General features: G+C 63.8%; 21 protein-coding genes. 12 read left to right on the top strand and 9 right to left on the bottom strand.

The features are described 5' to 3' along the window. Nucleotides 1-66: 66 nt before the first annotated feature. From JV18_RS0108595 to JV18_RS0108585, 3 genes are read right to left on the bottom strand one after another with little or no spacing between them, the layout of a single operon-like run. A complete protein-coding gene (locus JV18_RS0108595; protein WP_033074179.1) occupies nt 67-1,476 on the bottom strand; it encodes an efflux transporter outer membrane subunit in 1,410 nt (469 codons plus the stop codon). After that, nucleotides 1,476-4,676 carry an efflux RND transporter permease subunit gene (locus JV18_RS0108590; RefSeq protein ID WP_033074178.1) on the bottom strand — a complete coding sequence of 1,067 codons (3,201 nt, stop codon included), beginning with the start codon at nt 4,674-4,676 and terminating at the stop codon, nt 1,476-1,478. The genes JV18_RS0108595 and JV18_RS0108590 overlap by 1 nt, the downstream gene beginning before the upstream one ends. Next, nucleotides 4,673-5,923 (bottom strand): efflux RND transporter periplasmic adaptor subunit, encoded by a 1,251-nt coding sequence (locus JV18_RS0108585; protein WP_200879083.1) that lies wholly within the window; start codon nt 5,921-5,923, stop codon nt 4,673-4,675. Before JV18_RS0108585 ends, JV18_RS0108590 begins: the two co-directional genes overlap by 4 nt. Before the next feature lie 149 nt (nt 5,924-6,072). Here JV18_RS0108585 and JV18_RS0108580 point away from each other — a divergent pair, with 149 nt between their 5' ends. The 3 genes from JV18_RS0108580 to ahpF all read left to right on the top strand — a co-directional run bounded on the left by JV18_RS0108580 (nt 6,073) and on the right by ahpF (nt 9,055). After that, entirely contained in the window at nt 6,073-6,660 is a 588-nt protein-coding gene (locus JV18_RS0108580; RefSeq protein ID WP_052071842.1) for a TetR/AcrR family transcriptional regulator, read from the top strand. 104 nt (nt 6,661-6,764) lie between these two features. After that, complete coding sequence (ahpC, locus tag JV18_RS0108575) at nt 6,765-7,328, top strand: alkyl hydroperoxide reductase subunit C (RefSeq protein ID WP_033074177.1); 564 nt, start codon at nt 6,765-6,767, stop codon at nt 7,326-7,328. A 143-nt stretch (nt 7,329-7,471) separates the two neighbouring features. Further along, nucleotides 7,472-9,055, top strand: coding sequence for an alkyl hydroperoxide reductase subunit F (ahpF, locus tag JV18_RS0108570; RefSeq protein WP_033074176.1), 1,584 nt, complete (start codon nt 7,472-7,474; stop codon nt 9,053-9,055). Between the two features lie 271 nt (nt 9,056-9,326). On the opposite strand, the gene glpD is transcribed toward ahpF, so the two are convergent. Continuing rightward, on the bottom strand, nt 9,327-10,853 hold the full coding sequence (gene glpD / locus JV18_RS0108565) for a glycerol-3-phosphate dehydrogenase (protein ID WP_033074175.1): 1,527 nt from the start codon (nt 10,851-10,853) through the stop codon (nt 9,327-9,329). A gap of 209 nt (nt 10,854-11,062) precedes the next feature. Between glpD and zwf the strand changes: the two genes are divergently transcribed. From zwf to JV18_RS0108535, 6 genes are all read left to right on the top strand, one after another. Further along, nucleotides 11,063-12,466, top strand: a complete 1,404-nt coding sequence (gene zwf / locus JV18_RS0108560; protein ID WP_052072160.1) for a glucose-6-phosphate dehydrogenase — start codon at nt 11,063-11,065, stop codon at nt 12,464-12,466. A gap of 54 nt (nt 12,467-12,520) precedes the next feature. Further along, nucleotides 12,521-14,362: a phosphogluconate dehydratase gene (gene edd, locus JV18_RS0108555; RefSeq protein WP_033074173.1), complete on the top strand. Its 1,842-nt coding sequence runs from the start codon at nt 12,521-12,523 to the stop codon at nt 14,360-14,362. An 88-nt stretch (nt 14,363-14,450) separates the two neighbouring features. After that, on the top strand, nt 14,451-15,074 hold the full coding sequence (eda, locus tag JV18_RS0108550) for a bifunctional 4-hydroxy-2-oxoglutarate aldolase/2-dehydro-3-deoxy-phosphogluconate aldolase (protein WP_033074172.1): 624 nt from the start codon (nt 14,451-14,453) through the stop codon (nt 15,072-15,074). Between the two features lie 125 nt (nt 15,075-15,199). After that, nucleotides 15,200-16,060 (top strand): alpha/beta hydrolase, encoded by an 861-nt coding sequence (locus tag JV18_RS0108545; RefSeq protein ID WP_052071841.1) that lies wholly within the window; start codon nt 15,200-15,202, stop codon nt 16,058-16,060. After that, nucleotides 16,057-16,989, top strand: coding sequence for an alpha/beta fold hydrolase (locus JV18_RS0108540; RefSeq protein ID WP_033074171.1), 933 nt, complete (start codon nt 16,057-16,059; stop codon nt 16,987-16,989). The genes JV18_RS0108545 and JV18_RS0108540 overlap by 4 nt, the downstream gene beginning before the upstream one ends. 114 nt (nt 16,990-17,103) lie before the next feature. Then, nucleotides 17,104-17,439 carry a hypothetical protein gene (locus tag JV18_RS0108535; protein WP_052071840.1) on the top strand — a complete coding sequence of 112 codons (336 nt, stop codon included), beginning with the start codon at nt 17,104-17,106 and terminating at the stop codon, nt 17,437-17,439. A gap of 109 nt (nt 17,440-17,548) precedes the next feature. On the opposite strand, the gene JV18_RS0108530 is transcribed toward JV18_RS0108535, so the two are convergent. The 4 genes from JV18_RS0108530 to JV18_RS0108515 all read right to left on the bottom strand — a co-directional run bounded on the left by JV18_RS0108530 (nt 17,549) and on the right by JV18_RS0108515 (nt 20,915). After that, nucleotides 17,549-19,072, bottom strand: a complete 1,524-nt coding sequence (locus tag JV18_RS0108530) for a fumarate hydratase (RefSeq protein ID WP_033074170.1) — start codon at nt 19,070-19,072, stop codon at nt 17,549-17,551. A gap of 118 nt (nt 19,073-19,190) precedes the next feature. Further along, entirely contained in the window at nt 19,191-19,655 is a 465-nt protein-coding gene (locus tag JV18_RS0108525) for a Fur family transcriptional regulator (protein ID WP_033074169.1), read from the bottom strand. A gap of 104 nt (nt 19,656-19,759) precedes the next feature. Then, nucleotides 19,760-20,167, bottom strand: a complete 408-nt coding sequence (locus tag JV18_RS0108520; protein ID WP_052071839.1) for a MerC domain-containing protein — start codon at nt 20,165-20,167, stop codon at nt 19,760-19,762. 97 nt (nt 20,168-20,264) lie between these two features. Continuing rightward, nucleotides 20,265-20,915, bottom strand: coding sequence for a TetR/AcrR family transcriptional regulator (locus tag JV18_RS0108515; RefSeq protein ID WP_033074168.1), 651 nt, complete (start codon nt 20,913-20,915; stop codon nt 20,265-20,267). 215 nt (nt 20,916-21,130) lie between these two features. Here JV18_RS0108515 and JV18_RS0108510 point away from each other — a divergent pair, with 215 nt between their 5' ends. Continuing rightward, nucleotides 21,131-21,988, top strand: coding sequence for a metal-dependent hydrolase (locus JV18_RS0108510; protein ID WP_033075142.1), 858 nt, complete (start codon nt 21,131-21,133; stop codon nt 21,986-21,988). After that, nucleotides 21,985-22,404, top strand: coding sequence for a DUF2147 domain-containing protein (locus JV18_RS0108505; protein ID WP_033074167.1), 420 nt, complete (start codon nt 21,985-21,987; stop codon nt 22,402-22,404). The genes JV18_RS0108510 and JV18_RS0108505 overlap by 4 nt, the downstream gene beginning before the upstream one ends. Nucleotides 22,405-22,431: 27 nt before the next feature. On the opposite strand, the gene JV18_RS0108500 is transcribed toward JV18_RS0108505, so the two are convergent. Beyond that, nucleotides 22,432-24,096 carry a long-chain-fatty-acid--CoA ligase gene (locus tag JV18_RS0108500; protein ID WP_033074166.1) on the bottom strand — a complete coding sequence of 555 codons (1,665 nt, stop codon included), beginning with the start codon at nt 24,094-24,096 and terminating at the stop codon, nt 22,432-22,434. A gap of 163 nt (nt 24,097-24,259) precedes the next feature. Here JV18_RS0108500 and JV18_RS0108495 point away from each other — a divergent pair, with 163 nt between their 5' ends. Next, nucleotides 24,260-24,757 (top strand): hypothetical protein, encoded by a 498-nt coding sequence (locus JV18_RS0108495; RefSeq protein WP_144243905.1) that lies wholly within the window; start codon nt 24,260-24,262, stop codon nt 24,755-24,757. Nucleotides 24,758-24,810: the final 53 nt, after the last annotated feature.

The following is a 24,810-nucleotide window of genomic DNA, read 5'->3' as shown; positions in this document are numbered from 1 at the left end:
GCCACAAGTAATTATAGATTTATTCACCGCGGCGTTATTGATCTGTGCCTGGAAATTGGGATTTTTTTATCCATTTTCCTGCCATCCGCCGCCAAGCGCGAGGAAAAGGGCGACCAGATAGGATGCGCGTTGCTGTTCGGACTGGGCAATGCTTGCCTGAATTTGCGCGAGTGACCGTTCGGCATCGAGGACGATCTGAAACCCCTCGCGTCCTGCCTGATAGCGCAGGCGCGCGATGCGGGCGGCTTCTCCAGCCTCGTCCGCCGCCCGGCGAAGCGCGGCCAGCCGGTCGAGTTCCCCGGCATAACGGGCGAGCGCGCTTTCGCTTTCCTCGAGCGCCGACAGCCATGTGCCGTCAAAGGCGGCGAGCGCGGCATCGGCGCCCGCTTCGGCCTGTTCGACGCGCGCCCGGGCGGTCGCCATATTGGGGAAATTCCACGAGATCAGCGGCCCGATTGAAAAACGGAAGCCGTCGCTTGAACCCAGATCGCCGATCGAGCCTGCGGTCGATCCGATCGACCCGCCCAACCGGATGCTGGGGTAAAGGTCGGCGGTTGCGACATTGACCCGCGCGGCGGCCGCGGCGAGCTGGCGCTCGGCCCGGCGAATATCGGGGCGGCGTGCGAGCAGGCTGGCGCCGTCGCCGACCGGAATGGGCCGGTCGAGATGGGGCGGCGCCTGACAGGCGAGAAGCTGTTGCGGCGCTTCGGCGGGCGGCTTGCCGGTGAGGACCGCGAGACGGTAGAGCGCGGCGGAGCGCTGCGCCTCCAGCGTCGGCAGCGCGGCGCGCGTCTGTTCAAGCAGCGCGCCCGCTTGCCCGGTTTCGAGCCGCGTCGCGCGCCCGCCTTCGAACAGGCGGCGGGTCAGGTCGAAGGTTTCTTCCTGAATCCGCAGCGTTTCCTGCGCCACCGCAATCTGGCGATTAAAGGCGCATATGTCGGTATAGGCGCGGGTCGTTTCCGCCGCGACGCTGATGCGGGTGAGGTCAAAGGCGGCCTGCACCGCATCCGCATCGGCACGCGCGGCGCGGATCGCACTTTCCACCCGCCCGAACAGGTCGATCTGATATCCGACATCGAGCCCGGCGTCATAGCTGTCGCCCTCGATCGGGCCGAGCCCGCCGGTCTGGCTGCCCGGCTGGCGCGCATAGGCGCCGCTGGCGCTGATGCCGGTCGTGGGCAGGCGTCCGGCGCGCGATTCGAGCAGCACGGCGCGTGCCTGCGCCAGATTGGCGGCGGCCACGCGCAGGTCGGTGCTGGCAGCGAGCGCTTCCTCGACCAGCGCGTCGAGCGTCGGGTCGCCGAACAGGCTCCACCATTTGCCCGGCGGCTGCTCGCCGGTGAAGGCCGGCGACTTGGCCGCTTCGGCAAAGGATGCCTCGGCCGGGACCGCCGGGGTCGGCGCGACATAGGCGGGGCCAACGGCGCAGGCGGACAAGGTCAGCGCGCTTGCCGTGATCAGCAGGCTGCGGGTCATTATTGCGTCTCCTGCGTCGATTGCGCGGCGGCCTTGTGCTTGCCCCGCTGCGCGAGGGCGCGCGTCTTGTCGCCCAGCTTGCGGCAGAGCACATAGAAGAGCGGGGTGAAGATCAGCCCGAAGAAGGTCACGCCCAACATGCCGAAGGTGACCGCGGTGCCCAGCGCCTGACGCATTTCCTGGCCCGGCCCGCTGGCGACGGCGAGCGGGATGACGCCAAAGATGAAGGCAAAGCTGGTCATCAAAATCGGACGCAGACGCGAGCGTGCGGCATGGACGGCGGCATCATAGATGCTCATCCCTTCTTCCTCTTCGGCCTGTTTGGCGAATTCGACGATCAGGATCGCGTTTTTCGCCGCAAGGGCGATAAGCACGACCAGCCCGACCTGGGTGAGGATATTATTGTCCATCCCGCGCAAATTGACCCCCAGCATCGCGGCCAGCAAACACATGGGCACGATTAGGATCACCGCCAGCGGGAGGGGCAGCGATTCATATTGGGCGGCGAGGACAAGGAAGACGAACACCACCGCCAACAGGAAGATCAGCACGGCGCTGCTGCCCGCTGCCTTTTCCTGATAGGCAAGGCCGGTCCATTCATAGCCAAAGCCGGGGGGCAGGGCGTTGGCGGCCAGTCCTTCCATCGCGGCGAGCGCCGCGCCCGAGGAAACGCCGGGTGCTGCCTGCCCCTGCAATTCCACCGCCGGGAAGAGGTTATAGCGCACGACACGCGTCGGGCCGCTGTCGTTGCGGAAGGTCGCGACTGCTGACAGCGGCACCATTTCGCCCGATGTCGAACGCACCTGCAACCGGCCCACATCCTCGATGCTGGCGCGCGCCGCAGGCTCGGCCTGCGCCGTCACACGGAAAGTGCGGCCAAGAAAGTTGAAGTCATTGACATAGGTGGAGGCGAGATAGGTGCCGAGCGCGGCATAAACCTGGCTTGGGTCCACCCCCAGCATCTGTGCCTTGTCGCGGTCGACTTCGGCAAAAATGCGCGGGCTGCCGGTGTTGAACATCGAGAAGACCTGCGTGACTTCGGGTATTTGCTGCGCGCCGCCCATCATGGCGAAAGTCGCCTGCTCCAGCTCCTGATAGCTTTGCCCGTCGCGGGCCTGCAGCATCATCATGAAGCCATTGCCATTGCCAAGACCCTGCACCGCAGGAGGCGCGATGACGAAGGCATTGGCTTCGGGCAGAAGATTGACGAGCAGCCCCGACAATTTCTGCGACATGGCGGTAGCGCTCATATCATCGCCGCGTTCGCTCCAGTCGGTCAGGCGGATAAACATGGTGCCGGCGTTGGAGGCGGTCGAAAAGCTGGAGCCGTCGAGGCCGGCAAAGGTGGCGATGCTCGCGACCCCGTCCATCTGCGACACATTTTGCTGCGCGCGCTCCAGCACCTCGCTCGTGCGGTCGAGCGCTGCGCCGGGGGGAAGCTGAACCACGCCGATCAGCACGCCCTGGTCCTGATCGGGAATGAAGCCCGTCGGCGTGTCGAGCATCCGCCAGCCGGTGAAAGCAAGGAGAATGGCATATATCCCCAGCATCAGCCCTGTCTTGCGAACCAGCGAGGCGGTGGTGCGGCCATAGCGCTGCGACAATTTGTCAAAGCCATGGTTGAACTTGTCCGCCGCGCGGCGAAGTGTGCGCAGGACCGGATTTTTCGGCTCTTCCTGCGCGCCTTCCTGATGCGGTTTCAGCAACAGGGCAGCCATCGCGGGCGACAGGGTCAGCGACGTCAGCGTCGAAAAGACGGTGGCGGCGGCGATGGTCACCGCGAACTGCTGATAGAAGATGCCGGGAATGCCGGGCATGAAGGCGGTCGGGACAAAGACCGCGACGAGCACCAGCCCGATGGCGATCAGCGCGCCTGAGACTTCGTCCATCGTTCGGTGCGCAGCCTCGCGCGGGCTCAGCCCTTCGCGAATATGTTTCTCGACCGCCTCGACCACGACGATGGCGTCGTCGACGACAATCCCCACGGCCAGCACGAGCGCGAACAGCGACAGCGAGTTGATCGAAAAGCCGAGCGCGAGCTGGACCGCGAAAGTGCCGATCAGCGCAACCGGAATGGCGATGATGGGAATGATCGCGGCGCGCCACGTCTGAAGGAAGACAAGGACGACGAGCACGACAAGGAAAATCGCTTCGACCAGAGTGCTCTGCACCGCCGACACCGATGCCTGGACATACTCGGTGGGGTTGAAGGGGATTTCATATTCCATCCCCGGCGGAAAATCCTTCGACGCGGCTTCCACCTCTTTCAACACCAGATTGGCGGCGTCGAGGGCATTGGCGCCGGGCTGCTGGATGACGGCCATGCCAATGCCGGGGCGTCCGTTGAACACGCCGCGCACGCCATAATCCTGCGCACCCAGCTCGACCCGCGCGACATCCTTCAGCCGGGTAATCGCGCCGGTGGCGGTGTCGGTCTTGACGACGACATTCTGGAATTCCTCGGGCGTGACGAGGCGACCGGGGACTTCGACGGGCAGCTCGAAAGCGGGATTGCCGCTGCCGAAAGGCGGCGCGCCGACGCTGCCGCCCGCGACCTGCACATTCTGGCTTTGCAATGCGGAGACGATTTCCGGCGCGGTCATGTTGCGCGCGGCCGCCTTGTCGGGGTCGATCCACACGCGCATTGAATAATAGCCGCCGCCGAAAATCTGCACGCCGCCCACCCCGTCGAGGCGGAGCAGCCGGTCGCGCAGGGTGGAATTGGCGTAATTGCCGACATAGTCGATGTCGATCGCGGGATCGGTCGACGTCAGCGCGACGATCATCAGGAATCCGGTTTCCTGCTTGTTCACTTGTACGCCGATCTGGCGCACTTGTTCGGGCAGGCGGGGTTCGGCCAAAGCGACGCGGTTTTGCACGAGCACCTGCGCGGCATCGAGGTCGGTTCCGGGATGGAAGGTGACGGTGATCTGCGCGGCGCCCTGTGTCGAACTGCTCTGCAGATAGAGCATATTTTCAACGCCGTTAATTTCCTGTTCCAGCGTCGATGCGACCGTCTCCGCGATCGTTTCGGACGAGGCGCCGGGATAGGCCGCCGTAACGGCAATCGTCGGCGGCGCAATGTCGGGATATTGGGCGAGCGGAAGCTGCGGATAGGCAAAGGCGCCCAGCAGCGTGATGAAGATCGCGATGACGGCCGCGAAGATCGGCCGATCGACGAAAAAGCGGCTGAAATTCACTGAGCGGCTTCCTTTGCCTTGGCGGCGGGGGCCTCTGCGGCGCCCTTTTCGCTATCGGCGGCTGGCGCGGCCTTTTCCGGCGCTTTCGCTGCCGGGGCGGCCTGACCGCCACCCGCTGCGGGCCCGACCTTGCCATCGGGGCCGATGCGGCCGGGCTGCACCTTGGCAGGCTTGCCGGGCTGGGCGCGCTGAATGCCGTTGACGATCACCCGGTCCTGGGCGGTGATGCCCGAACGGATAACGCGCAGTCCGTCGATCACGGGGCCAAGCTCGACAGCACGGGCCTGCACCACATCGCCCTTGCCGATGACATAGACAAGGCGGCGCGCGCCGTCGGTTACGATGGCGGTTGCCGGGACCATCAGCGAGGCGCGCGGGGCCGATGCGGCAAGCTGGAGCTGGCCGAACATGCCGGGACGCAATTTCCCGTCCGAATTGGGAACAACTGCGCGCACCGCAATCGTGCCCGACCCGTCGGACAGCGCATTGTCGACAAAGTCGATGCGGCCATGGATGCGATAATCCTCCTCCCCCTGCAGGCGGATGCGGACCGGGGCATTTTGCAGCGTATCGCCCTGCCGTTCATATTGCAGCAGGCTGGCTTCCGACCCCTGGAACAGGAAATGCATCGGATTCGTCGAAACGATCCGGGTCAGCACCGTCTGGTCGGCGGTAACCGCATTGCCGGGGTCGACCATGCGCTGCGACACGCGGCCCGAAATGGGGGCGGTAACGCGGGTGAAGCCGACATTGAGCTGCGCGGCGCGCACGGCGGCCTGGGCGGCGGCGACATCGGCTTCGCCCGCGCGCACAGTGGCGCGGCGCTGTTCGACTTCCTCGACACTCGCGGCCTGCGATTTGGCCAAGGTTTCCGACCGCGCCAATTCGGTGCGCGCATTGACCAGCGTCGCTTTCGCCCGCGCAAGCTGCGCGCGTGCCTGATCGAGGGCTGCCTGTGTCGGGCGCGCGTCGATGGTGAAAAGCAATTGCCTTGCGCGGACATATTGACCATCGGTGAAGTGTGACCGCTGCAGATAGCCCGTGGCGCGCGGGCGTACATCGACGCTGCTCACGGCCTCGAACCGTCCGACATAATCATCCCATTCGGTCACTTCGCGAACCAGCGGCTGCGCCACGGTCACGGGCAAAGCGGGCGGACCTCCTTGCGCTTCCTCCCCACTCGAACAGGCGGCAAGCGACAAGGACAGCAGCAACATCAGGGGCGCAAGGAGCGGGCGCATGGACATGGCCTTTATTCTTATATTGTGGACGTTCCGACACCGGGCGACGGAGGAGGGAGGGGGAGCCGCTCGATGCCGGGTTGGTGGATTAATCCGCCCCGGGAACTAAGTCAACACTTGTTGATTTAGGTAAAATGCTAACTAGAACTTTACCCATGGCCAAGATTCCCACGATCCGCAGACGCGATGCGGCGGCGACGCGCGCCGCGATCCTGGAGGCGGCGCATCAGCGCTTTCTTCGCGAAAATTATGACAGTGTCGGGTTACGCGATATTGCGGGCGATGCTGGCGTCGATGCCGCCTTGATCAGCCGCTATTTCGGAGGGAAAGAAGGACTTTTTCGCGAAACAGTCCTGCACCAAAAGGAAGGGGGCGCGCCTTTCCAAGACGCCAAGAGCGCCGCCGAACTCCCTGCGGTTTTGGCGCAGGTGGTGCTGGAGGACGCCGATGAAGACCGCATGCGGCGCATGGAAATGTTCATCATCATGCTACGGTCGGCTTCTTCGCCGCGAGCGGGCGCTATTATTCGCGATCTCGTTCAGCAACAGGTGCTCGAACCGCTCACCGCCCTGATCGACGACGAGCATGGCGAAATGCGCGCGCATATGATGCTCGCCATATTAATGGGGATCAGCGTTCTGCGAACCATCATGAAGGTGGATCGGTTCAACGCGGACGATGCTGAAGCCGACGTGTGCGCCGAAAGTTTTCGCCATCTCTTTGAAACGGCTTTGAAAGGCTGATCAACTTATTGATAAATTCGATCAAAGATCGTCAATTTATCAATTGTCTCATTGCAGTATCCGTCCCTATATGGCTGCTCCAATCAGCAAAAAAGGAGCTCTCCATGTCGGTTCTCAACACCACCCTCAAACCTTTCCAGGCCACGGCCTACAAGCAGGGCAAGTTCGTCGACATCAGCGACGAGGATGTGAAGGGCAAATGGGCGGTCTTCTTCTTCTACCCCGCCGACTTCACCTTCGTTTGCCCGACCGAACTCGAAGATCTGGCGGACATCTATCCGCAGCTTCAGAAAATGGACGTCGAAGTTTATGCCGTGTCGACCGACACGCATTTCTGCCACAAGGCTTGGCATGACACCTCGCCGGCCATCGGCAAGATCGACTATTATATGGTCGGCGACCAGAACCATGTGATTTCGAACAATTTCGAAGTGCTCCGTCCCGGCGTCGGCCTGGCCGACCGCGGCACCTTCGTCCTTGATCCGCAGGGCGAAATCCAGCTTCTCGAAATCACGCCCGAAGGTGTGGGCCGCAACGCTGCCGAATTGCTCCGCAAGATCAAGGCGCTGCAATATTGGGTCAGCCACCCCGGCGAAGTTTGCCCCGCCAAGTGGGAAGAAGGCGCAGAGACGCTGGCTCCCTCGCTGGACCTCGTCGGCAAAATCTAACATATCGAAAAATGCCAGCGTGCTCCCGCGAAGGCGGGAGCCCGGAGCGCCCAAGCGCAACCAAGCGCAATCCAGCTCTGGGTCCCCGCAATTGTGCGGGGGCACGCGGCTCTTTTCTCCCCTTCCAGCAGGAGCTCTCCCCCATGCTCGACGCCAATCTGAAGCAGCAGCTTCAAGCCTATCTTGCGAATATTCGCGAACCGATCGAACTTGTCTCGTCGCTCGACGATGGCGCCAAATCGGCCGAGCTGGCGAGCCTCCTCGACGAAATCGCGTCGCTGTCCGACAAGGTCAGCGTCACCCGCGCCGACGATGACGCGCGCCGCCCCAGCTTCCTGATCCGTCGCACCGGCGATCCCGCGGTCGCGGTCCGCTTTGCCGGCATTCCGCTGGGCCATGAATTTACCTCGCTCGTCCTGGCGCTGCTGCAGGTTGGCGGGCACCCGCCCAAGACCGACGCGGAGCTGATCGAGCAGGTGCGCGCGCTCGACGGTGATTATCATTTCGAAACCTATTTTTCGCTGTCGTGCCAGAATTGCCCCGACATCGTTCAGGCGCTCAATCTGATGAGCGTGATCAACCCGCGCATCACCCATACCGCGATCGACGGCAGCCTGTTCCAGGCGGAAGTCGAAGAGCGGCAGGTGATGGCGGTGCCGACCATTTTCCTTAACGGCGAAAATTTCGGCCAGGGCCGGATGGAGCTGGAACAGATATTGGCCAAGCTCGATACTGGCGCCGAGGCACGGGCTGCGGAGAAAATCGCCGCCAAGGATCCCTTCGACGTTCTCGTCGTCGGCGGCGGTCCCGCCGGGGCGGCGGCGGCCATTTATGCCGCCCGCAAGGGCATTCGCACCGGCATCGCCGCCGAACGCTTTGGCGGGCAGGTACTCGACACCATGGCGATCGAAAATTTCATCTCGGTCCAGCATACCGAAGGGCCGAAGCTCGTCGCGCAGCTTGAGCAACATGTGAAGGATTATGACGTTGATGTCATGAATCTGCAGCGCGCCGAAAAGCTGGTCCCGGCGGCGCGCGAAGGCGGGCTGCACGAAGTGGTGCTCGCCAATGGCGCCTCGCTGAAGGCGCGCACCGTCATCCTGTCGACCGGCGCCCGCTGGCGGCAGATGGGCGTTCCCGGCGAGGAGGAATATCGCAACAAGGGCGTGGCCTATTGCCCGCACTGCGATGGCCCGCTGTACAAGGGCAAGCGTGTCGCCGTGATTGGCGGCGGCAATTCGGGGGTCGAGGCAGCGATCGACCTTGCGGGCATCGTCGCCCATGTCACGCTGATCGAATTTGACAGCGAATTGCGCGCCGATGCGGTGCTCCAGCGCAAGCTTGCCAGCCTGCCCAATGTGAAGATCATCACCTCGGCGTTGACCACCGAAGTGGTGGGCGATGGCGCCAGGGTGACCGGGCTGACGTACAAGGATCGCAACAAGGACGCGCTGCACCAGATCGAACTGGAAGGCGTGTTCGTCCAGATCGGCCTTGTCCCCAACACCGAATGGCTGGCGGGCGCGGTGACGCTGTCGCAGCGCGGCGAGATCGAGGTCGACCATCGCGGCGAAACCAGCCAGCCCGGCATTTTCGCGGCGGGCGATTGCACGACCGTCCCCTATAAGCAAATTGTCATCGCCATGGGCGAAGGGTCAAAGGCGGCGCTGTCGGCGTTTGATTATATGATCCGTCTGCCCGCCGAGGCCGAACTCGAAATGGCTTGAAGACCCCGGCCTCTCCTGCCTTGCTGGCGGGAGAGGCGCGGCGTGGGGCACCCCGGACTTGACCCGCCATCGCTTTTGTCCGCACTCTTCACCCCATCGGGGCTGGGGAACGACAGAAGGAGAGCGGATGGTCAGGAAAAAGACGCCCCCACCCATAGCGCTTTGCCGCTTTGAAGAGCTGGCCGAGCGCGAAAATCGCCTGCGTGCCCAGGCGGCGCGGGACAGCAGGAAAGCCGAGCGCGCACCCCCGCCCACCCGCAAACCGCGATAGTCACTCTTCCGGGGGCAGCCGCGCGACGAGGCCGGCGACCAGCGCATCGAGCCTTGCTTTTTCCTCGGCATTGAAAAGCAGCCCCAGCTTGCTGCGCCGCCACAAAATATCCTCGCTCGTGCGCGCCCATTCGCGCCCGATCATCCAGCGCAGCTCTGCCTGCGACAATCCATGGGCGATTTCGCCGCCCAGCGCATCCCAATCCTGCGCGCCGCCCAGCCAGCGCCGGGCGTCGGTGCCATAGGCTTTTGCGATGCGGTCGATGGTGGCTGGCGGCAAAAAGGGGTGCGCGCGCCGATATTCCTCTGCGAGCAGCGCCTGACCTTCCACCGGAAAATCGCCGCCGGGCAGCGGCGTGCGCGCCGTCCATGGCTTGCCCGACAGGGCGGGAACATGCGCCGCCAGCGCATCGACGGCTTCTTCGGCGACATGGCGATAGCTGGTAATCTTGCCGCCATAGATGGTGAGCAAGGGCGCGCCTTCCTCCAGATCGACATCGATGCGATAGCCGCGCGTTGCCGCTTCGGGTTTGCCCGACCCATCGTCGACCAGCGGGCGCACGCCGGAATAGGTCCACACCACATCGGCCGGGGTGACCGGGGTGCGGAAATATTCGCTCGCCCCCTCGCACAGATAAGCGATTTCTTCGTCGCTGGCGCGAATATCGGCGAGCGTCCCCTCATGGTCGGCATCGGTGGTGCCGATCAGCGTGAAGTCGCGCTCATAGGGAATGGCAAAGAAAATCCGGCCATCGGGCAGCTGAAAGAAATAGGCATGGTCATGCTCGAACTTCCGGGGCACGACGATATGCGATCCGCGCACCAGCCGCATGCCATAATCGGCATCGGCATCGGCGCGTTTCAACAGGTCGATCACCGAAGGGCCGGCAGCATTGACGATGCTGCGGGCGGTGAAGCGATAGGCATGGCCCTTGTCATCGCGGGCCTCGACAATCCATTGTCCGCCCTCGCAGCGCAGCATTTCGGCGCGGGTCCGCACGCGCACCCGCGCGCCCTTGTCGGCGGCATCGCGGGCGTTGAGGAGGACGAGCCGCGCATCATCGACCCAGGCGTCGGAATATTCAAAGCCATGGACATAATCGGGCTTCAGCGCAGCCCCCGCCTCATGCCCCGCAAGCGCGATCGAGCGTGTCGCGGGCAGTTTCCTGCGCCCGCCGATATGATCATAGAGGAACAGGCCGAGCCGCAGCAGCCAGCGCGGGCGCAGGCCATCGCGATAGGGCAGGATGAAGCGCATCGGCCAGATGATGTGCGGAGCGATTCCCCACAGGATCTCGCGTTCCTTCAGCGCCTCGCGCACCAGCGCAAATTCATAATGTTCCAGATAGCGCAGTCCGCCATGGATGAGCTTGGTCGAGGCGGAGGATGTCCCGGCGGCGAGGTCATCTTGTTCGAGGAGTAGGACGCGCGCCCCGCGCCCCGCCGCATCGCGCGCAACCCCGGCGCCATTCACGCCGCCGCCGATCACGATCAGGTCATAGGGGGAAGGTGCATCTGCCATTGCCATTCAAAGCTTCCTAATCGCCGCGCGCCGATGATTGAACCATTTTTGCACGCGATCCTTTGATAATAAGCGCATAGACCGGCTTACGTATGCGCGTTGCAATCGCGGGGCGCATCCGCCAATTTTGCATAAGTATATCCAAGGGGAATTTTGTGAGCGTCAAAGTTGAAACATTGGTGTTGTTCGGGGCCACGGGCGACCTCGCGCAGCGGATGCTCTTCCCCTCCCTCTATAATCTCCACATGGACGGGCTGCTCGCCGATGGGCTGACGATCATCGCTTCGGGCCGCTCGCAGATGGAGCGCGCCGCCTTTCAGGACCAGGTGCGCGCCAGCCTGGCGGAATATCTGGCGCAGGACCGGTTCGACAGCACGGTTGCCGATGCCTTCCTCGCGCGGATCGAATATTGCGCCATCGATGCCAAGGCCGCCACGGGCTATGACGATCTCGCCGCGCTTTTGGGCGCGCGGATGGAGCGGCCCATCGGCGTTTATCTCTCGACCCCGCCTTCCATGTTCGGTCCCATTGCCCGGGGGCTGAACGATGCCGGCATCGCCTGCGCCGAATGCCGTATCGCGATGGAAAAGCCCATCGGCCATGATCTTGCCTCCTCGCGGCAAGTCAATGCCGACGTCGGTTCGGCTTTCGCCGAGGATCGGATTTTCCGTATCGATCATTATCTGGGCAAGGAAACGGTGCAGAATCTGCTCGCGCTGCGCTTTGCCAACATGCTTTTCGAGCCGCTCTGGAATGCACAGGCGATCGACCATGTCCAGATTACGGTTGCGGAAACCGTCGGGCTGGAAGGGCGCGTTTCCTATTATGACGGCGTTGGCGCGCTGCGCGACATGGTGCAAAATCATATGCTCCAGCTTCTCGCCATCATCGCGATGGAGCCGCCCGCCAGCGTCAGTTCGACCGCGGTGCGCGATGAAAAGGTCAAGCTGCTGCGCAGCCTGCGCAAGCTGACCGAGGCCGATGTGCGCACGCACAGTGTGAAGGGGCAATATGCTGCGGGCGCGGTCGGCGGTGAAGCGGTCGCGGGCTATGCCGACGAGCTGGGCGATGCGTCGAATACCGAAACCTTTGTGGCGCTGAAGGCCTATATCGACAATTGGCGGTGGAAGGGTGTGCCCTTTTACCTGCGCACCGGCAAGCGCATGCCGCGCCGCAAATCCGAGGTGCTGATCCAGTTCAAGCCCGTGCCGCACAATATTTTCGCGCGCGTGGGCGCGCCCAAGCTCGATGCCAATCTGATGGTGATCAACCTTCAGCCCGAGGAGAATATTCGCGTTCGCGTCATGGCGAAACAGCCCGGACTGGACCGCGAGGGCGTCAAGCTGCGCGACGTCAATCTCGACGTCTCGCTCTCGCACAGCTTTGCCGGGGAACGGCGGCGCATCGCTTATGAGCGGTTGCTGCTCGATTTTATCGAGGGCGACCAGACGCTCTTCGTTCGCCGGGACGAGGTCGAGGCGCAATGGGAGTGGATCGACGCCATCCGTGACGCCTGGGCGGCGGTCGATATGACACCCCAAAGCTACACGGCGGGAAGCTGGGGGCCCAGCTCCTCCATCGCGCTGATCGAGCGCGACGGCGCAAGCTGGGATGATTGAGCGGCCCTTGGGCCAATGCGATCCCGGCGCGGACCGGGATGACAAGGAATATTTATGACGAAGCTTCACCCCACCATCGCTGCGGTCACTGACCGCATTGTCAAACGCAGCGCGGCCAACCGCGCCGCCTATCTGGACCTGATGGATCGCCAGCGCGATGCCGGGACCAACCGCGGGATGCTGTCGTGCGGCAACCTCGCGCATGGTTTTGCCGCGGCGGGCGACGACAAGCCCGTCATTCGTACCGGCGCCGCGATGAATATCGGGATCGTCACCGCCTATAATGACATGCTCTCGGCGCATCAGCCCTATGGCCGCTATCCCGAACAGATAAAGCTGTTCGCGCGCGAGGTCGGCGCAACCGCGCAGGTCGCGGGCGGCGTTCCCGCGATGTGCGACGGGGTGACGCAGGGGCAGGCCGGCATGGACCTGTCGCTGTTCAGCCGCGACAATATCGCGCAGGCCACGGTGATTGCATTGAGCCACGCGATGTTCGAGGGCGCGCTGCTGCTCGGCATCTGCGACAAGATCGTTCCGGGGCTGTTGATCGGCGCGCTGCGATTTGGCCATCTGCCGCAGATCCTTGTTCCCGCGGGACCAATGCCTTCGGGCCTCGCGAACAAGGAAAAGCAGCGCGTGCGCCAGCTATATGCCGAGGGGAAGGCGACGCGCGACGAACTGCTCGAGGCCGAGGCGGCGAGCTATCACAGCGCGGGCACCTGCACCTTTTACGGCACCGCCAATTCGAACCAGATGATGATGGAACTGATGGGGCTGCACGTCCCCGGCAGCGCCTTCGTCAATCCGGGAATGAAGCTGCGCCAGCAGCTGACGCGCGCCGCGACGCACCGCCTCGCCGAGATCGGGTGGGACGGTGACGATTATCGTCCGCTCGCGCGCTGCGTCGACGAAAAGGCGATCGTCAATGCGGTTATCGGCCTGCTCGCGACGGGCGGTTCGACCAACCATGCGATTCACCTGCCCGCCATCGCACGCGCGGCGGGCATCGTCATCGACTGGCAGGATTTCGACGAGCTGAGCCGCGTCGTCCCGTTGCTCGCGCGCGTCTATCCCAACGGTGCGGGCGACGTGAACCATTTCCACGCCGCTGGCGGGATCGGCTTTGTCGTCCGCGAGCTGCTGGACGCCGGCTTGCTCCACGGCGACATTCTGACCATCGGCGGAACGATGGCGGATTATGCCGCCGAGCCGCGCCTCGTCGACGAGGAGTTGCACTGGCAGGCAGCGCCCGCCGAAACGCGCGACGACACGATGCTGCGCCCCGTCGCCGCACCCTTTTCACCCGATGGCGGCATGCGCCTGCTTGCGGGCAATCTGGGCCGCGCGATCCTCAAGACAAGCGCGGTCGACGAGGATCGCTGGACGATCGAGGCGCCGGCCCGCATCTTCGACGATCAGAACCAGGTGCTCGCCGCCTTCAAGGCCGGCGAACTCGAATGCGATGTCGTCGTCGTCGTCCGCTTCCAGGGGCCGCGCGCGAACGGCATGCCCGAACTCCACAAGCTGACCCCTGCCTTGGGCGTGCTCCAGGACAAGGGCTTTCGCGTCGCGCTGCTCACCGACGGGCGCATGTCGGGCGCGAGCGGCAAGGTCCCCGCGGTGATCCACCTGTCGCCGGAGGCATTGCCCGGCGCAGAGGGCGCCAGCGGTCCGATCGCCTATCTGCAGGACGGCGACATGGTGCGCGTCTGCGCCCGCAAGGGAGAGGTCGTTGCGCTCGTCGACGAGGCCGAATGGGCCGCGCGCACCCCCGCCACGGCCCCGCCGCCCGCGCTCGGCGTCGGCCGCGAACTTTTCGCGCTCTTTCGCCACCACGCCGACGAAGCCGAAAAGGGCGGGTCGGCGATTTTGGCGGCGATGGAGCAAGTCGTTTAACCGTCGCCCCCGCACAAGCGGGGCCGCCATCGGCCTTGCGCCACCCTGTTAATGGCCTCTGCTTCACGGGGGCGCCGAAGGAAATAATATGACCGACCACTCCATCGACCAAATCATGCGCCTTGCGCCCGTCATACCGGTGATCGTCATCGACCGGGCCGAAGACGCCGTGCCGATGGCCGAGGCGCTCGTCGCGGGCGGCCTGCCCGTGCTCGAGGTCACGCTGCGCACCCCCGCCGCGCTCGATGCGCTGACGGCGATGAAAGCGGTCAAGGGCGCGGTCGTGGGTGCGGGCACCGTGCTCAACCCCGCGATGCTGAACGGCGCGATTGCGGCGGGCGCGGAGTTTATCGTCTCGCCCGGCCTCACCGACAATCTCGGCAAGGCGGCGGTGGAGAGCGGCATCCCCTTCCTCCCGGGCATCGCCAATGCGGGCGATATCATGCGCGGCATGGACCTGGGGCTCGACCGCTTCAAATTCTTCCCTGCCGCAACCAGCGGCGGCATCCCAGCGCTGAAAGCGCTCGCAGGGCCGTTCGGTCAGGCGCGTTTCTGCCCGACCGGCGGCATCACGCCCGCCAGCGCGCCCGAATGGCTCGCTCTCGATGCCGTGCTGTGTGTTGGGGGAAGCTGGGTTGTGCCGTCGGGTCCGCTCGACCCTGCAAAAGTCGAATCGCTGGCGCGCGAGGCGGCGGCGCTGGCCACCGGCTGAGCGAAGGCGCGCGCGGCGCGCGGCCCCGATATTTGCGCGAATCCGCATAGGCTGTCATGGTCCGCCTCCCCGGTGGCCGAGAGGGAGGGAGAGATGATGGATCAACCCTCAGCGGAGCCTCGACGGTGAGCGCCCCTTCGATCCGGCTGCCCCGGCACAGCGCGGGCGCCGGGGCGCGGCTCCATATTCATCGCTGGATGCCGAAGGAGGAAGCGAAAGCCGTCGTGCTGCTGTCGCATGGCTATGGTGAACATGCCGGGCGCTACGCTCATGTCGCCCGGCGGCTGAATGATGCGGGCTATGCCATTTATGCCATCGATCATTGGGGTCATGGCCGCTCGGACGGACGCGCGGGCCATGTACCGCGCTTTTCGGCCTTTACCGATGGGCTGGCGGAACTGATCCTCTGGGTGGAGCGTCAGCATCCCGCGCTGCCGCGCCTGCTTCTGGGGCACAGCATGGGCGGGCTTATTGCTACCCATGTGCTTGCCGCACGCCAGTCCACCTTCGCCGCCGCGGCGCTGTCGGGGCCGGCGATCCAGCCCGCGCAGCCGCCATCACGCTTCCTGCTGGCGCTCAGCGGGCTTTTGTCCCGCTTTTTTCCACATATGGGGGTGGCATCGCTTGATGCGAGCGCGGTCAGCCGCGATCCCGATGTGGTCGCGGCCTATCACGCCGACCCGCTGGTTTATCGCGGGCGGATCGGCGCGCGGCTGGGACAGGAATTGCTGGAGGCGATGAACCGCGCCCAGCAATTGGCGCAGCATATCAAGCTGCCCATTTTCATCCAGCATGGCGCAGAGGATCGGCTCGCCGATCCTGCCGGGTCGCAAAATCTGTTCGACCGGCTGGGTTCCGAACAGAAACAGCTCAAACTCTATCCGGGCCTGTTCCATGAAATCTATAATGAGCCCGAACGCGAGGCGGTGCTCAACGAACTGGTTCGCTGGTTCGACAGCCATATCGAAAGGCCCGCGACCCTATGACGTTGCTCTTGTGGCTGGTCGGCGCGCTGCTGATCGCGCTTTTGCTGCTTTATTCCCTCTTTCCCGACCGGCTGGTGGCGCTGATGCGCGCGCTGCTTCGCGTTCGGGGCGGAATGCGGCGGCGAATGGTCTCGGTCGACGGGCGAAGCTGGCCCTATCTGGAGGGCGGCAACCCGGCAAAACCGACCCTATTGCTCGTCCATGGTTTTGGCGCCGACAAGGACCATTGGCCGATGATCGCGCGCTATCTGAAGCACGACTATCATCTCATCGCGCCTGACCTTCCCGGTTTTGGCGACAATGAACGCAGCACCACGATCGCCTATGATATTGCGGCGCAGACCGCGCGGCTGAAGGCCTTTGTCGATGCGCTGGGGCTCAAGCGTCCGCATATCGCGGGCAACAGCATGGGCGGCTGGATCGCGCTGCGCTATGCGCTCGACTATCCGGCCGGTCTCGGCGCGCTGATCCTGCTCGACAGCGCGGGCGTGCGGGGGGAGGGGCAAAGCCTGCTCGAAGAATTGGCGGCGGATGAAAGCTATAATCCGCTCGTCCTCGCCAATCTGGAAGATGCCGAGCGGCTGGTCGCGCTGGTGGTGCATAAACCGCCCTATATGCTCCCCCGGCTCAAACCCGCCTTTTATGCCAAGGCGCTGCGCTATCGCGATCAGCTCGACCATATTTTCTGGATCATCGCGCGCGAGAATCGCGACCAGCCGCTCAATGACCGGCTGGGGGAGGTGAGGGCGCCGACGCTGATCCTGTGGGGCCGGCATGATCAGGTGATCGACGCAAGCTGCGTCCCTGTGCTCGAACAAGGTATAGCGAATAGCCAAAGCCATATTTTCGAAGATGTCGGCCATGTGCCGATGATCGAGGCGCCGCGCGCGACGGCGGGTGCCATGCACGCCTTTCTGGCCGCGCTCTGAAAAGCAGGCGCCTTTGCCGGTGACGATTTTTTCACGCGCCGCGGAATAAAATATCACCGCGTCTCGTTCTCTCTCCGGGCGCCCCCTGCGGGCGTATTGCTGAGGAGATCGACAATGAAAAAATGGACTGCTCTCGCCCTGCTTTTTGCGCTTCCGGCCAGCGCCGCCGTTGCAGCCGACATGCGCTATGCGCCGCCGGCAGGGTTTGAAACCCCCACCATTCGCGATCACCCGATCGCGGGGGTCTATAATAAATATTGGTATAATTATCGCGCCGACATTCTGGAGGCGGAAAAGGAATTGGGCAGCGATCTGATGCGCGCGACCGATGCCGAGGATCGCCGCGACGCTTGGGAAGAATGGGCAGGCGAGGTCGTCGATGCCGACAAGGATTATGTGAAAAAGATGCGCCGCAAAGGTTATCGCGGCGGCCGCGTGACCATCGGTTGACCCGGCCCCGGCTGTCCTGGGGAAGGGGCCCTGTCGGGGCAGCCGGGAATTTGGGGCGGGTGCCAATGGCACCCGCCCCCTTTTTGTTGGTTTGAGCCGCTTGCTCCCGTCAGGTGCGTTCGAGTAGCCCTTCGTCCTTGATCCGCTTTTGCCACAGCGAGGGTGCGTTGACGTGGACATTCTGGCCTTCGCTGTCGACCGCGACGGTGACGGGGAAGTCCTGGACCTCGAATTCGTAGATCGCCTCCATGCCGAGGTCGGCGAAGCCGACGACCTTGCTGCCCTTGATCGCGCGCGCGACGAGGTAGGCGGCGCCGCCGACCGCCATCAGATAGGCGCTCTTGTGCTTGGCGATCGATTGGGTCGCGGCGGGTCCGCGTTCGGCCTTGCCGACGCAGGCGAGCAGGCCCTGGCCCAGCATCATGTCCATGAACTTGTCCATGCGCGTCGCGGTGGTCGGGCCGGCGGGGCCGACGATTTCCTCGCCGACCGGATCGACCGGGCCGACGTAATAGATGACGCGGCCCTTGAATTCGACGGGCAATTGCTCGCCCTTCGCCAGCATGTCGGCGATGCGCTTGTGCGCCGCGTCGCGGCCGGTGAGCATCTTGCCATTGAGGAGCAGGCGGTCGCCCTGTTTCCAGCTCGCGACGGTTTCGGGCGTCAGCGTGTCAAGGTCGACGCGCTTTGCCGCGCTGTCGGGCGCCCAGTCGATCTGGGGATAGTCTGCCAGCACCGGCGGCTCGAGATAGGCGGGACCCGAGCCGTCGAGCGTCACATGCGCATGGCGGGTCGCGGCGCAATTGGGGATCATCGCCACCGGTTTCGACGCCGCGTGCGTCGGCCAGTCGGCGATCTTGACGTCGAGCACGGTGGCGAGGCCGCCCAGCCCCTGCGCGCCGATGCCGAGCGCATTGACCTTTTCATAGAGCTCGATGCGCAGCTCCTCGGTCGGGTTGGCGGGTCCGCGCGCGAGCAGCTCGGTCATGTCGATCGGGTCCATCAGCGACTGTTTCGCGAGCAGCATCGCCTTTTCGGCGGTGCCGCCGATGCCGATGCCGAGCATCCCGGGCGGGCACCAGCCCGCGCCCATTTGCGGGACCATTTCGAGCACCCAGTCGACGATCGAGTCGCTGGGGTTCATCATCTTGAACTTCGACTTGTTCTCGCTGCCGCCGCCCTTGGCCGCGACGTCGATTTGCACCTTGGCGCCCGGCACCATCTCGACGTTGAGCACCGAGGGCGTGTTGTCCTTGGTGTTCACGCGGCTGAAGGCGGGGTCGGCCAAGATCGAGGCGCGGAGCTTGTTTTCGGGGTGGAGATAGGCGCGGCGCACGCCTTCGTCGACGACCTGTTGCAGGCTGCGCGGGCTGTCGAGGCGGCAGTCCATGCCCCATTTGATGAAGACGGTGACAATGCCGGTGTCCTGGCAGATCGGGCGGTGCCCCTCGGCGCACATACGGCTGTTCGACAAAATCTGCGCCATCGCATCCTTGGCGGCGGGCGACACTTCGCGCTCATAGGCCGCGCCCAGCGCGCGGATATAATCCATCGGGTGGAAATAGCTGATGTACTGGAGCGCGTCGGCGATCGTTTCGATCAGATCGTCTTCGCGGATGATGACGGTGTTCATGCGTGCAGCCCTTACTTGTCCGTTCTTCGGATTCGGGGGCATCCCTAGACCCGGCAACGGCCCGCGAAAAGGGGGCGGACAGAATTGACTGGCTGGCGGGAAAGCGGGGTGCGCGCGCCTATTGGCAGTCGGTGCACTTGCCCCGCACTTCGATCACCGGGCGTTCAGCGGCAAAGCCGGTGGCTTCGGCAGCGGCGCGGACGCCGCTTGCCAGCTTGTCGTCATCGACATGCACCGCCGCGCCGCAATGGTCGCAGATCAGGAAAATACAGTCATGCAGGCAGCCGGGGTGGCTGTTGGCGACAAAGGCATTGGCGCTTTCGACCCGGCGGACGAGGTTATTGGCGACGAACAGGTCGAGGATGCGGTAAACGCTGTTCGGGGCAACGCGCTTGCCGCGTTTTTGCGAAACGATGTCGGCAATGTCATAGGCGCTCGCTGGTTTGCCGATTTCGGCGACCACGGCAAAAATCTGCGCGCGCATATCGGTCCAGGCCTCGCCGGACTGTTCCAGTGCAGCCTGCGCCGCCTTGGCGAGCGAGGCACCGCTCGCTTCGACATGCGGATGATCATGCTTGCCCATCGGTTTTTCCTTTGCGCGGGCGACAAGGCGCGCGGGGGGTCAACATCTTTATGGGATGTAGGCCTTTTGCCGCATGCTCGCAAGCATGGCCGGGCGGAGGGCGGTCAGCCGCGGCGCGCGCGGCGGTTAAGATCATGGCCCAGCGCCACAATCGCGACGCCGATCATCGTGGCGAGGATCTCGCTTCCGTCATGCGGGCGCGCCAGGGCGCCCGCCATGATGCCGATGCCAAAGCTGCCGATGGCAAAGGGCATCATATAGCCATGGCTCAATACGCCCGAAATCAGCGTAAGCAGGGCAAAGACGACCGCCACGACCAGGCCGATCTCGTGGAACAGATGATTGTCGAACAGCACGCCGCCGACCGAGGCGATGGAGGCGAAGAAAATCGTCGTCGCCAGACAATGAAGGATGCAAAGCCCCGACACACCCATCGCCAGCCGGTCGCCGTCGAGCGCCGCCAGCGGCCCCGAATCGCGCGCAGCCCGCACCCGCGCGCCAAGGCGCGCCATAAGCGGGAAAGAGGCAGCGGCGAGGGTCAATCCAGTCTCCAAGGCGAGCGATAGCCTTAAGGATATGGCATAACATGACCCTGGAAGCAATATTATATCATTCCGCGCCGTCGGACGGGGCAGGCGGCAGCGCCGGCGGAATACCCCCGGGAAGCAGAAAGAGCGGTAATATCCGCGCAATCAAATCCCGCATCGCATCGTCTTGCTGATTGAGCATGTCGCGCACATGGGGCCCGATAACCGCATCGCCAAAGGCGGTGACGGCCATCATCAGCACGGCAAGGCGGACGCGATCAGGCGCGCCTTCATCCTTGGCCTGGCCGACGATGGCGGCGACCAGTGCGCGCACCGCCTCGCGGACCGGTTCCAGTTGCTGGACATCGCCGGACAAGACGATCCACGCGGCCAAAGGGCCCGCGCCCCCCTTATCGAAGGCATCAAAAACCATATCGGCCACCGTACGCGGCGCTGCTGCATCGGTTTTGAGCAGGCGCACGACATCGTCCAGCGCCGTGGTGAGATCGTTGATCATCGATCCCATCAGTGCCGATTGCAGGGCGGCAGCAGAGCCAAAATGATGGAGCACATTGGCGTGTGACATACCGAGGCGTTGGCCGACTGCGGCCAAGGTGACGGCCCCCGGTCCGCCTTCGAGCAACAAAGCGCGCGCTGCGGCCAGCCCCTCTTCGCGCACTTCAGCGCCCGCCCGCTTGCGGCGCTTCTGATGGGGTCGCGCTTGCTTGTACATAATTTTGTCTTTCCTCGCACCGCCACAAGGGCCTGCTTAACGGACCTCTTAAAGCAACGGGTGAGAATGTCACATTTTCGCTTTTAGTTCGGTCGGGGATGGAAGGGAGCGAGGCAAATGAAGGAAAATAATGGTGGTCCCGCCTCCCTTGCTCGTGCGATGAAAGCATGATATTTACATTGACGTAAATGTAATGATTCGCATCGGAGATGCCCATGTCGATTTCCACTCGCACACCTGCTGATTTGCATATTGAGAAGCGCGACCTGAAATTCGGACGCAACGACCCGCCACCCCGCTGGTGGCACGGGGGGGATGTGGGGCGTACGGCCTTTTTTAACGCTCTGTCTTCGACCTTTCCGGTGGGGGAGAAGTTTTTCATGACGGCGGTGCGCCATTATCGGGAGGGGACGCCCCAGCCCTTGCGCGGACAGATTGACGATTTTCTCTATCAGGAATCGATGCACACGCGTGAACATGTCGTGTTCAACCGGCAGGCCGAAGATGCCGGTTTCGACATCGCGCCGCTGGAAGATCGCGCGCGGCGCACCATTGCCTGGGTCAAACGGCGTTCGCCGCTGCAGCAATTGGCCGCGACCTGCGCGCTTGAACATTTCACCGCCACGCTGGCCCATGATGCGCTCGCCAATCCTGAACATCTGGCGGGCGCGAGCGAGGAGGCGCGGCGCATGTGGCAATGGCATGCGATCGAGGAGGTGGAGCATAAGGCGGTTGCGTTCGACACCTATTTGCACGCCACCCGGCACATGACGCCCTTTCGCCGCTGGCTGAAGCGCAGCATCGTCATGGGGGTGACCACGCTGCGCTTTCACTATGTCATTTTCCGCAACACCGCCGATCTGCTGCGCCAGGATGGGCGCAATGATTTCGCGACCTGGCGCAAACTGCTGGCCTTTCTCTACGGCAGGCCCGGCACGATGCGCCTGCTGCTGAAAGGGGTTTTCACCTATATCCGGCCGGGTTTTCATCCCTGGGAGCTCGATGACCGCGCGCTGGTCACCCAGTCGCTCGCGAGCCTGCGCGTGCCTGCTGCCAAGGTGCAGCGGGTATGAGCGCGCGCTTCTTTGCCCTTGCCGCTGCGGCGGCCGCGACCACATCGCCCGCATTGGCCGCCGACATTACGGGTCTGTGGGCAACGGGCAGCGAGGGCGGGCGCGTCGAAATCTATCGCTGCGGCAAGGCTTATTGCGGGCGGGTCGCCGACGCGGCGCGGCTGCGCATCAACCCGGACCTGCGCGATGTACGCAATTCCAACCCCGCACTGCGCGACCGGCGGCTGAAGGGGCTGGTGGTGCTCCAGGGCTTCACCGGGGGGCCGCGCGAATGGAAGGGCGGGCCGGTTTATGACCCGGAATCGGGCGACGGCGCGAAGACCGGCTATCTGAAGCTGCTGTCCGACAACAAGCTGGAACTGAAAGGTTGCGTCGCCTTTTTCTGCCGCACGAAAGTCTGGACGCGCCTTCGCTGATCCGCAGGCGCCGCGCGGCGTAGCGGGCTATCCCTGCTCTGCGCGCAACGCCTTGCGGTCGAGCTTTCCGATCATCGTCTTGGGAAGCTCGCTGCGGACCTCGACGCCCTGAACCCGCTCATGCTTGCCAAGCTGGGGGTTGAGCCAGCCCGCCAGCGCCTCGCCCGTCACTTCAAAGCCTTCCTCCAGCGTGACGAAGGCCTTGGGCGCCTCACCGCGATAGGCGTCGGGAACGCCGAGCACGATGGCTTCCTTGACCGCGGGATGCTCGTAAAGATGCGCCTCGATCACGCTCGGATAGACTTTGAAGCCGCCGACCGAGATCATATCCTTCAGCCGGTCGACGATGCGGATATAGCCATCATCATCGACGGTTGCGACATCGCCGGTGCGCAGCCAGCCGTCGTCGGTGAAACTGTCCTTGTCGGCGTCGGGCCGGTTCCAATAGCCCTGCATGATCTGCGGTCCCTTGACCGCCAGCTCGCCCGGCTCCCCATCGGGCGCGTCGCGGCCGGGGTCTTCCTTGTCGAGCAGGCGGATGCGTGTCGCGGGCAGCGGCTGCCCGATCGTCCCCGCCTTGACCGGGCCATGATAGGGGTTGGTGGAGACCACGCCCGAGCTTTCGGTCAGCCCATAGCCCTCGACGAGCGAGGCGCCCGTGCGTCCCACAAATTTTTCGCGAAGCTCCGCCGCCATGGGGGCGCCGCCCGAAATGCACGCGCGAAGGCTGGAAAAATCAGTTTTGCCAAGATCGGGATGGTCGAGCATCGCCTGATACATGGTCGGAACGCCGGGAAGCGCGGTGGTGCGTGTCCGGGTGATCGCCGCGAGCGCCTGCTTGGCATCGAAGCGCGGCAACATGGTGATCGACCCGCCGTTCAGGACTGTCCGGTTGAGAACGCAGGTATTCGCAAAGACGTGGAAGAAGGGCAGGACGCCCAAAATCCGGTCCTCGGCATCATGGTCGGGGTCGATACTGTTCACCTGCCGCGCATTGGCGGTCAGATTCTGGTGCGAGAGCATCGCGCCCTTGGGCGTACCGGTCGTTCCCCCGGTATATTGGATGAGCGCAATATCCTTTTCGGGGTCGATGGCGACCGGTTCCGGCTTGCCATCATTATCGACCAGCGCCGAAAAACGGATGACGCGCGGATCGTCGGGAAGCGGCGCGACTTCGCTGCGGCGAAACAGGCGGTAGAGGATGGATTTTGCGGTCGGTAATCCCCCCGCAACCGATCCGACGACCAGTTGCCTGAGACTTGATCCGTCGAGCACCGCCATGGCGGTGGGCAGCAGCGCCGACGCGCTGAGGGTGAAGAGCGTGTCGGTCCCCGAATCCTCGACCTGCGCCGCCAGTTCGGCCACCGTGTAAAGCGGCGAGAAATTGACCACGGTCGCGCCGATGGACATGGCGCCATAATAAGCCGCGACATAATGGGGGACATTGGGAAGGAACAGGCCAACCCGGCTTCCCTTGCCAATGCCGCGCTGTTGCAGGCCCTTGGCCACCCGTGCGGCGCCCTTGGCAACCTCGTCATAGCTGAAATGCCGTCCCAGAAAATCGAGCATCACCGCATCCTTGCGCCGTGCGACGCTGGCGGCGAACATGTCGGGCAGGGACAGGGGAGCGAAGGACTGATCCCAGGGCACCGGGTGATTATAATGGGTGGACCAGTTAAAACGCTGCGTCATCGAAGTCCTCTTCTCATCCTCGTCCCAGCTTTTTACATTAGGGTAAATAAGCTGGCCCTGCAATGTGCTGGTTGCGCTTCCTCCCTGTGGAGCTTAGTCCAGATGATGATTTTATGCGGGAGGCCCCATGTTTCATTCTCATTCAATACCCGCTTTCCTTGTTGTGAGCGCCCTGGTCCTGCCCATGTCGGCAATGGCCAAGGAGGCTTCCAAAAATCCGCCGGCAGCGATTGCCCAAATATATGATTGCCGGGCCTTGGGCGAGGCGGATGCCCGGCTGCGTTGTTATGATGCCGCAGTGGATGAGATGAAGGGCGCGGAATTGCGCGGAGATATCAGCTTTTCCGATCGCGCGGCGATGGAAGAGCGGCGGCGCGGGCTGTTCGGATTTTCCCTCCCCAATGTAGGTGCGCTGTTCGGCGATAAGGATGGCGAGGAAATTCGTGAGGTGGAAACCAGCATCGCCGCGTTATCACCGGTTGGCGGTGGCCGCTTTCGCATGAAGATGGCCGATGGCTCGGTCTGGCTGCAGACCGAAAGCCGCAATCTGGCCCGCGATCCCGAAGTGGGCGATGCGGTACGCATCAAGGCAGGTGCCCTTGGTAGCTATTTCCTGAGCGTCGAGGGGCGCACCTCGGTTCGCGCCAAGCGCGAGCAATAAATGTCGGGCCGCCGCCTTTATCCTCCCCATTTCGGTTGATGGTTTGAGGCGCG

Source organism: Sphingopyxis sp. MWB1 (assembly GCF_000763945.1).
GTDB lineage: Bacteria > Pseudomonadota > Alphaproteobacteria > Sphingomonadales > Sphingomonadaceae > Sphingopyxis.
The sequence above is the reverse complement of the archived record's forward strand: the minus strand, read 5'-3'. Positions and strand labels throughout refer to the sequence as shown.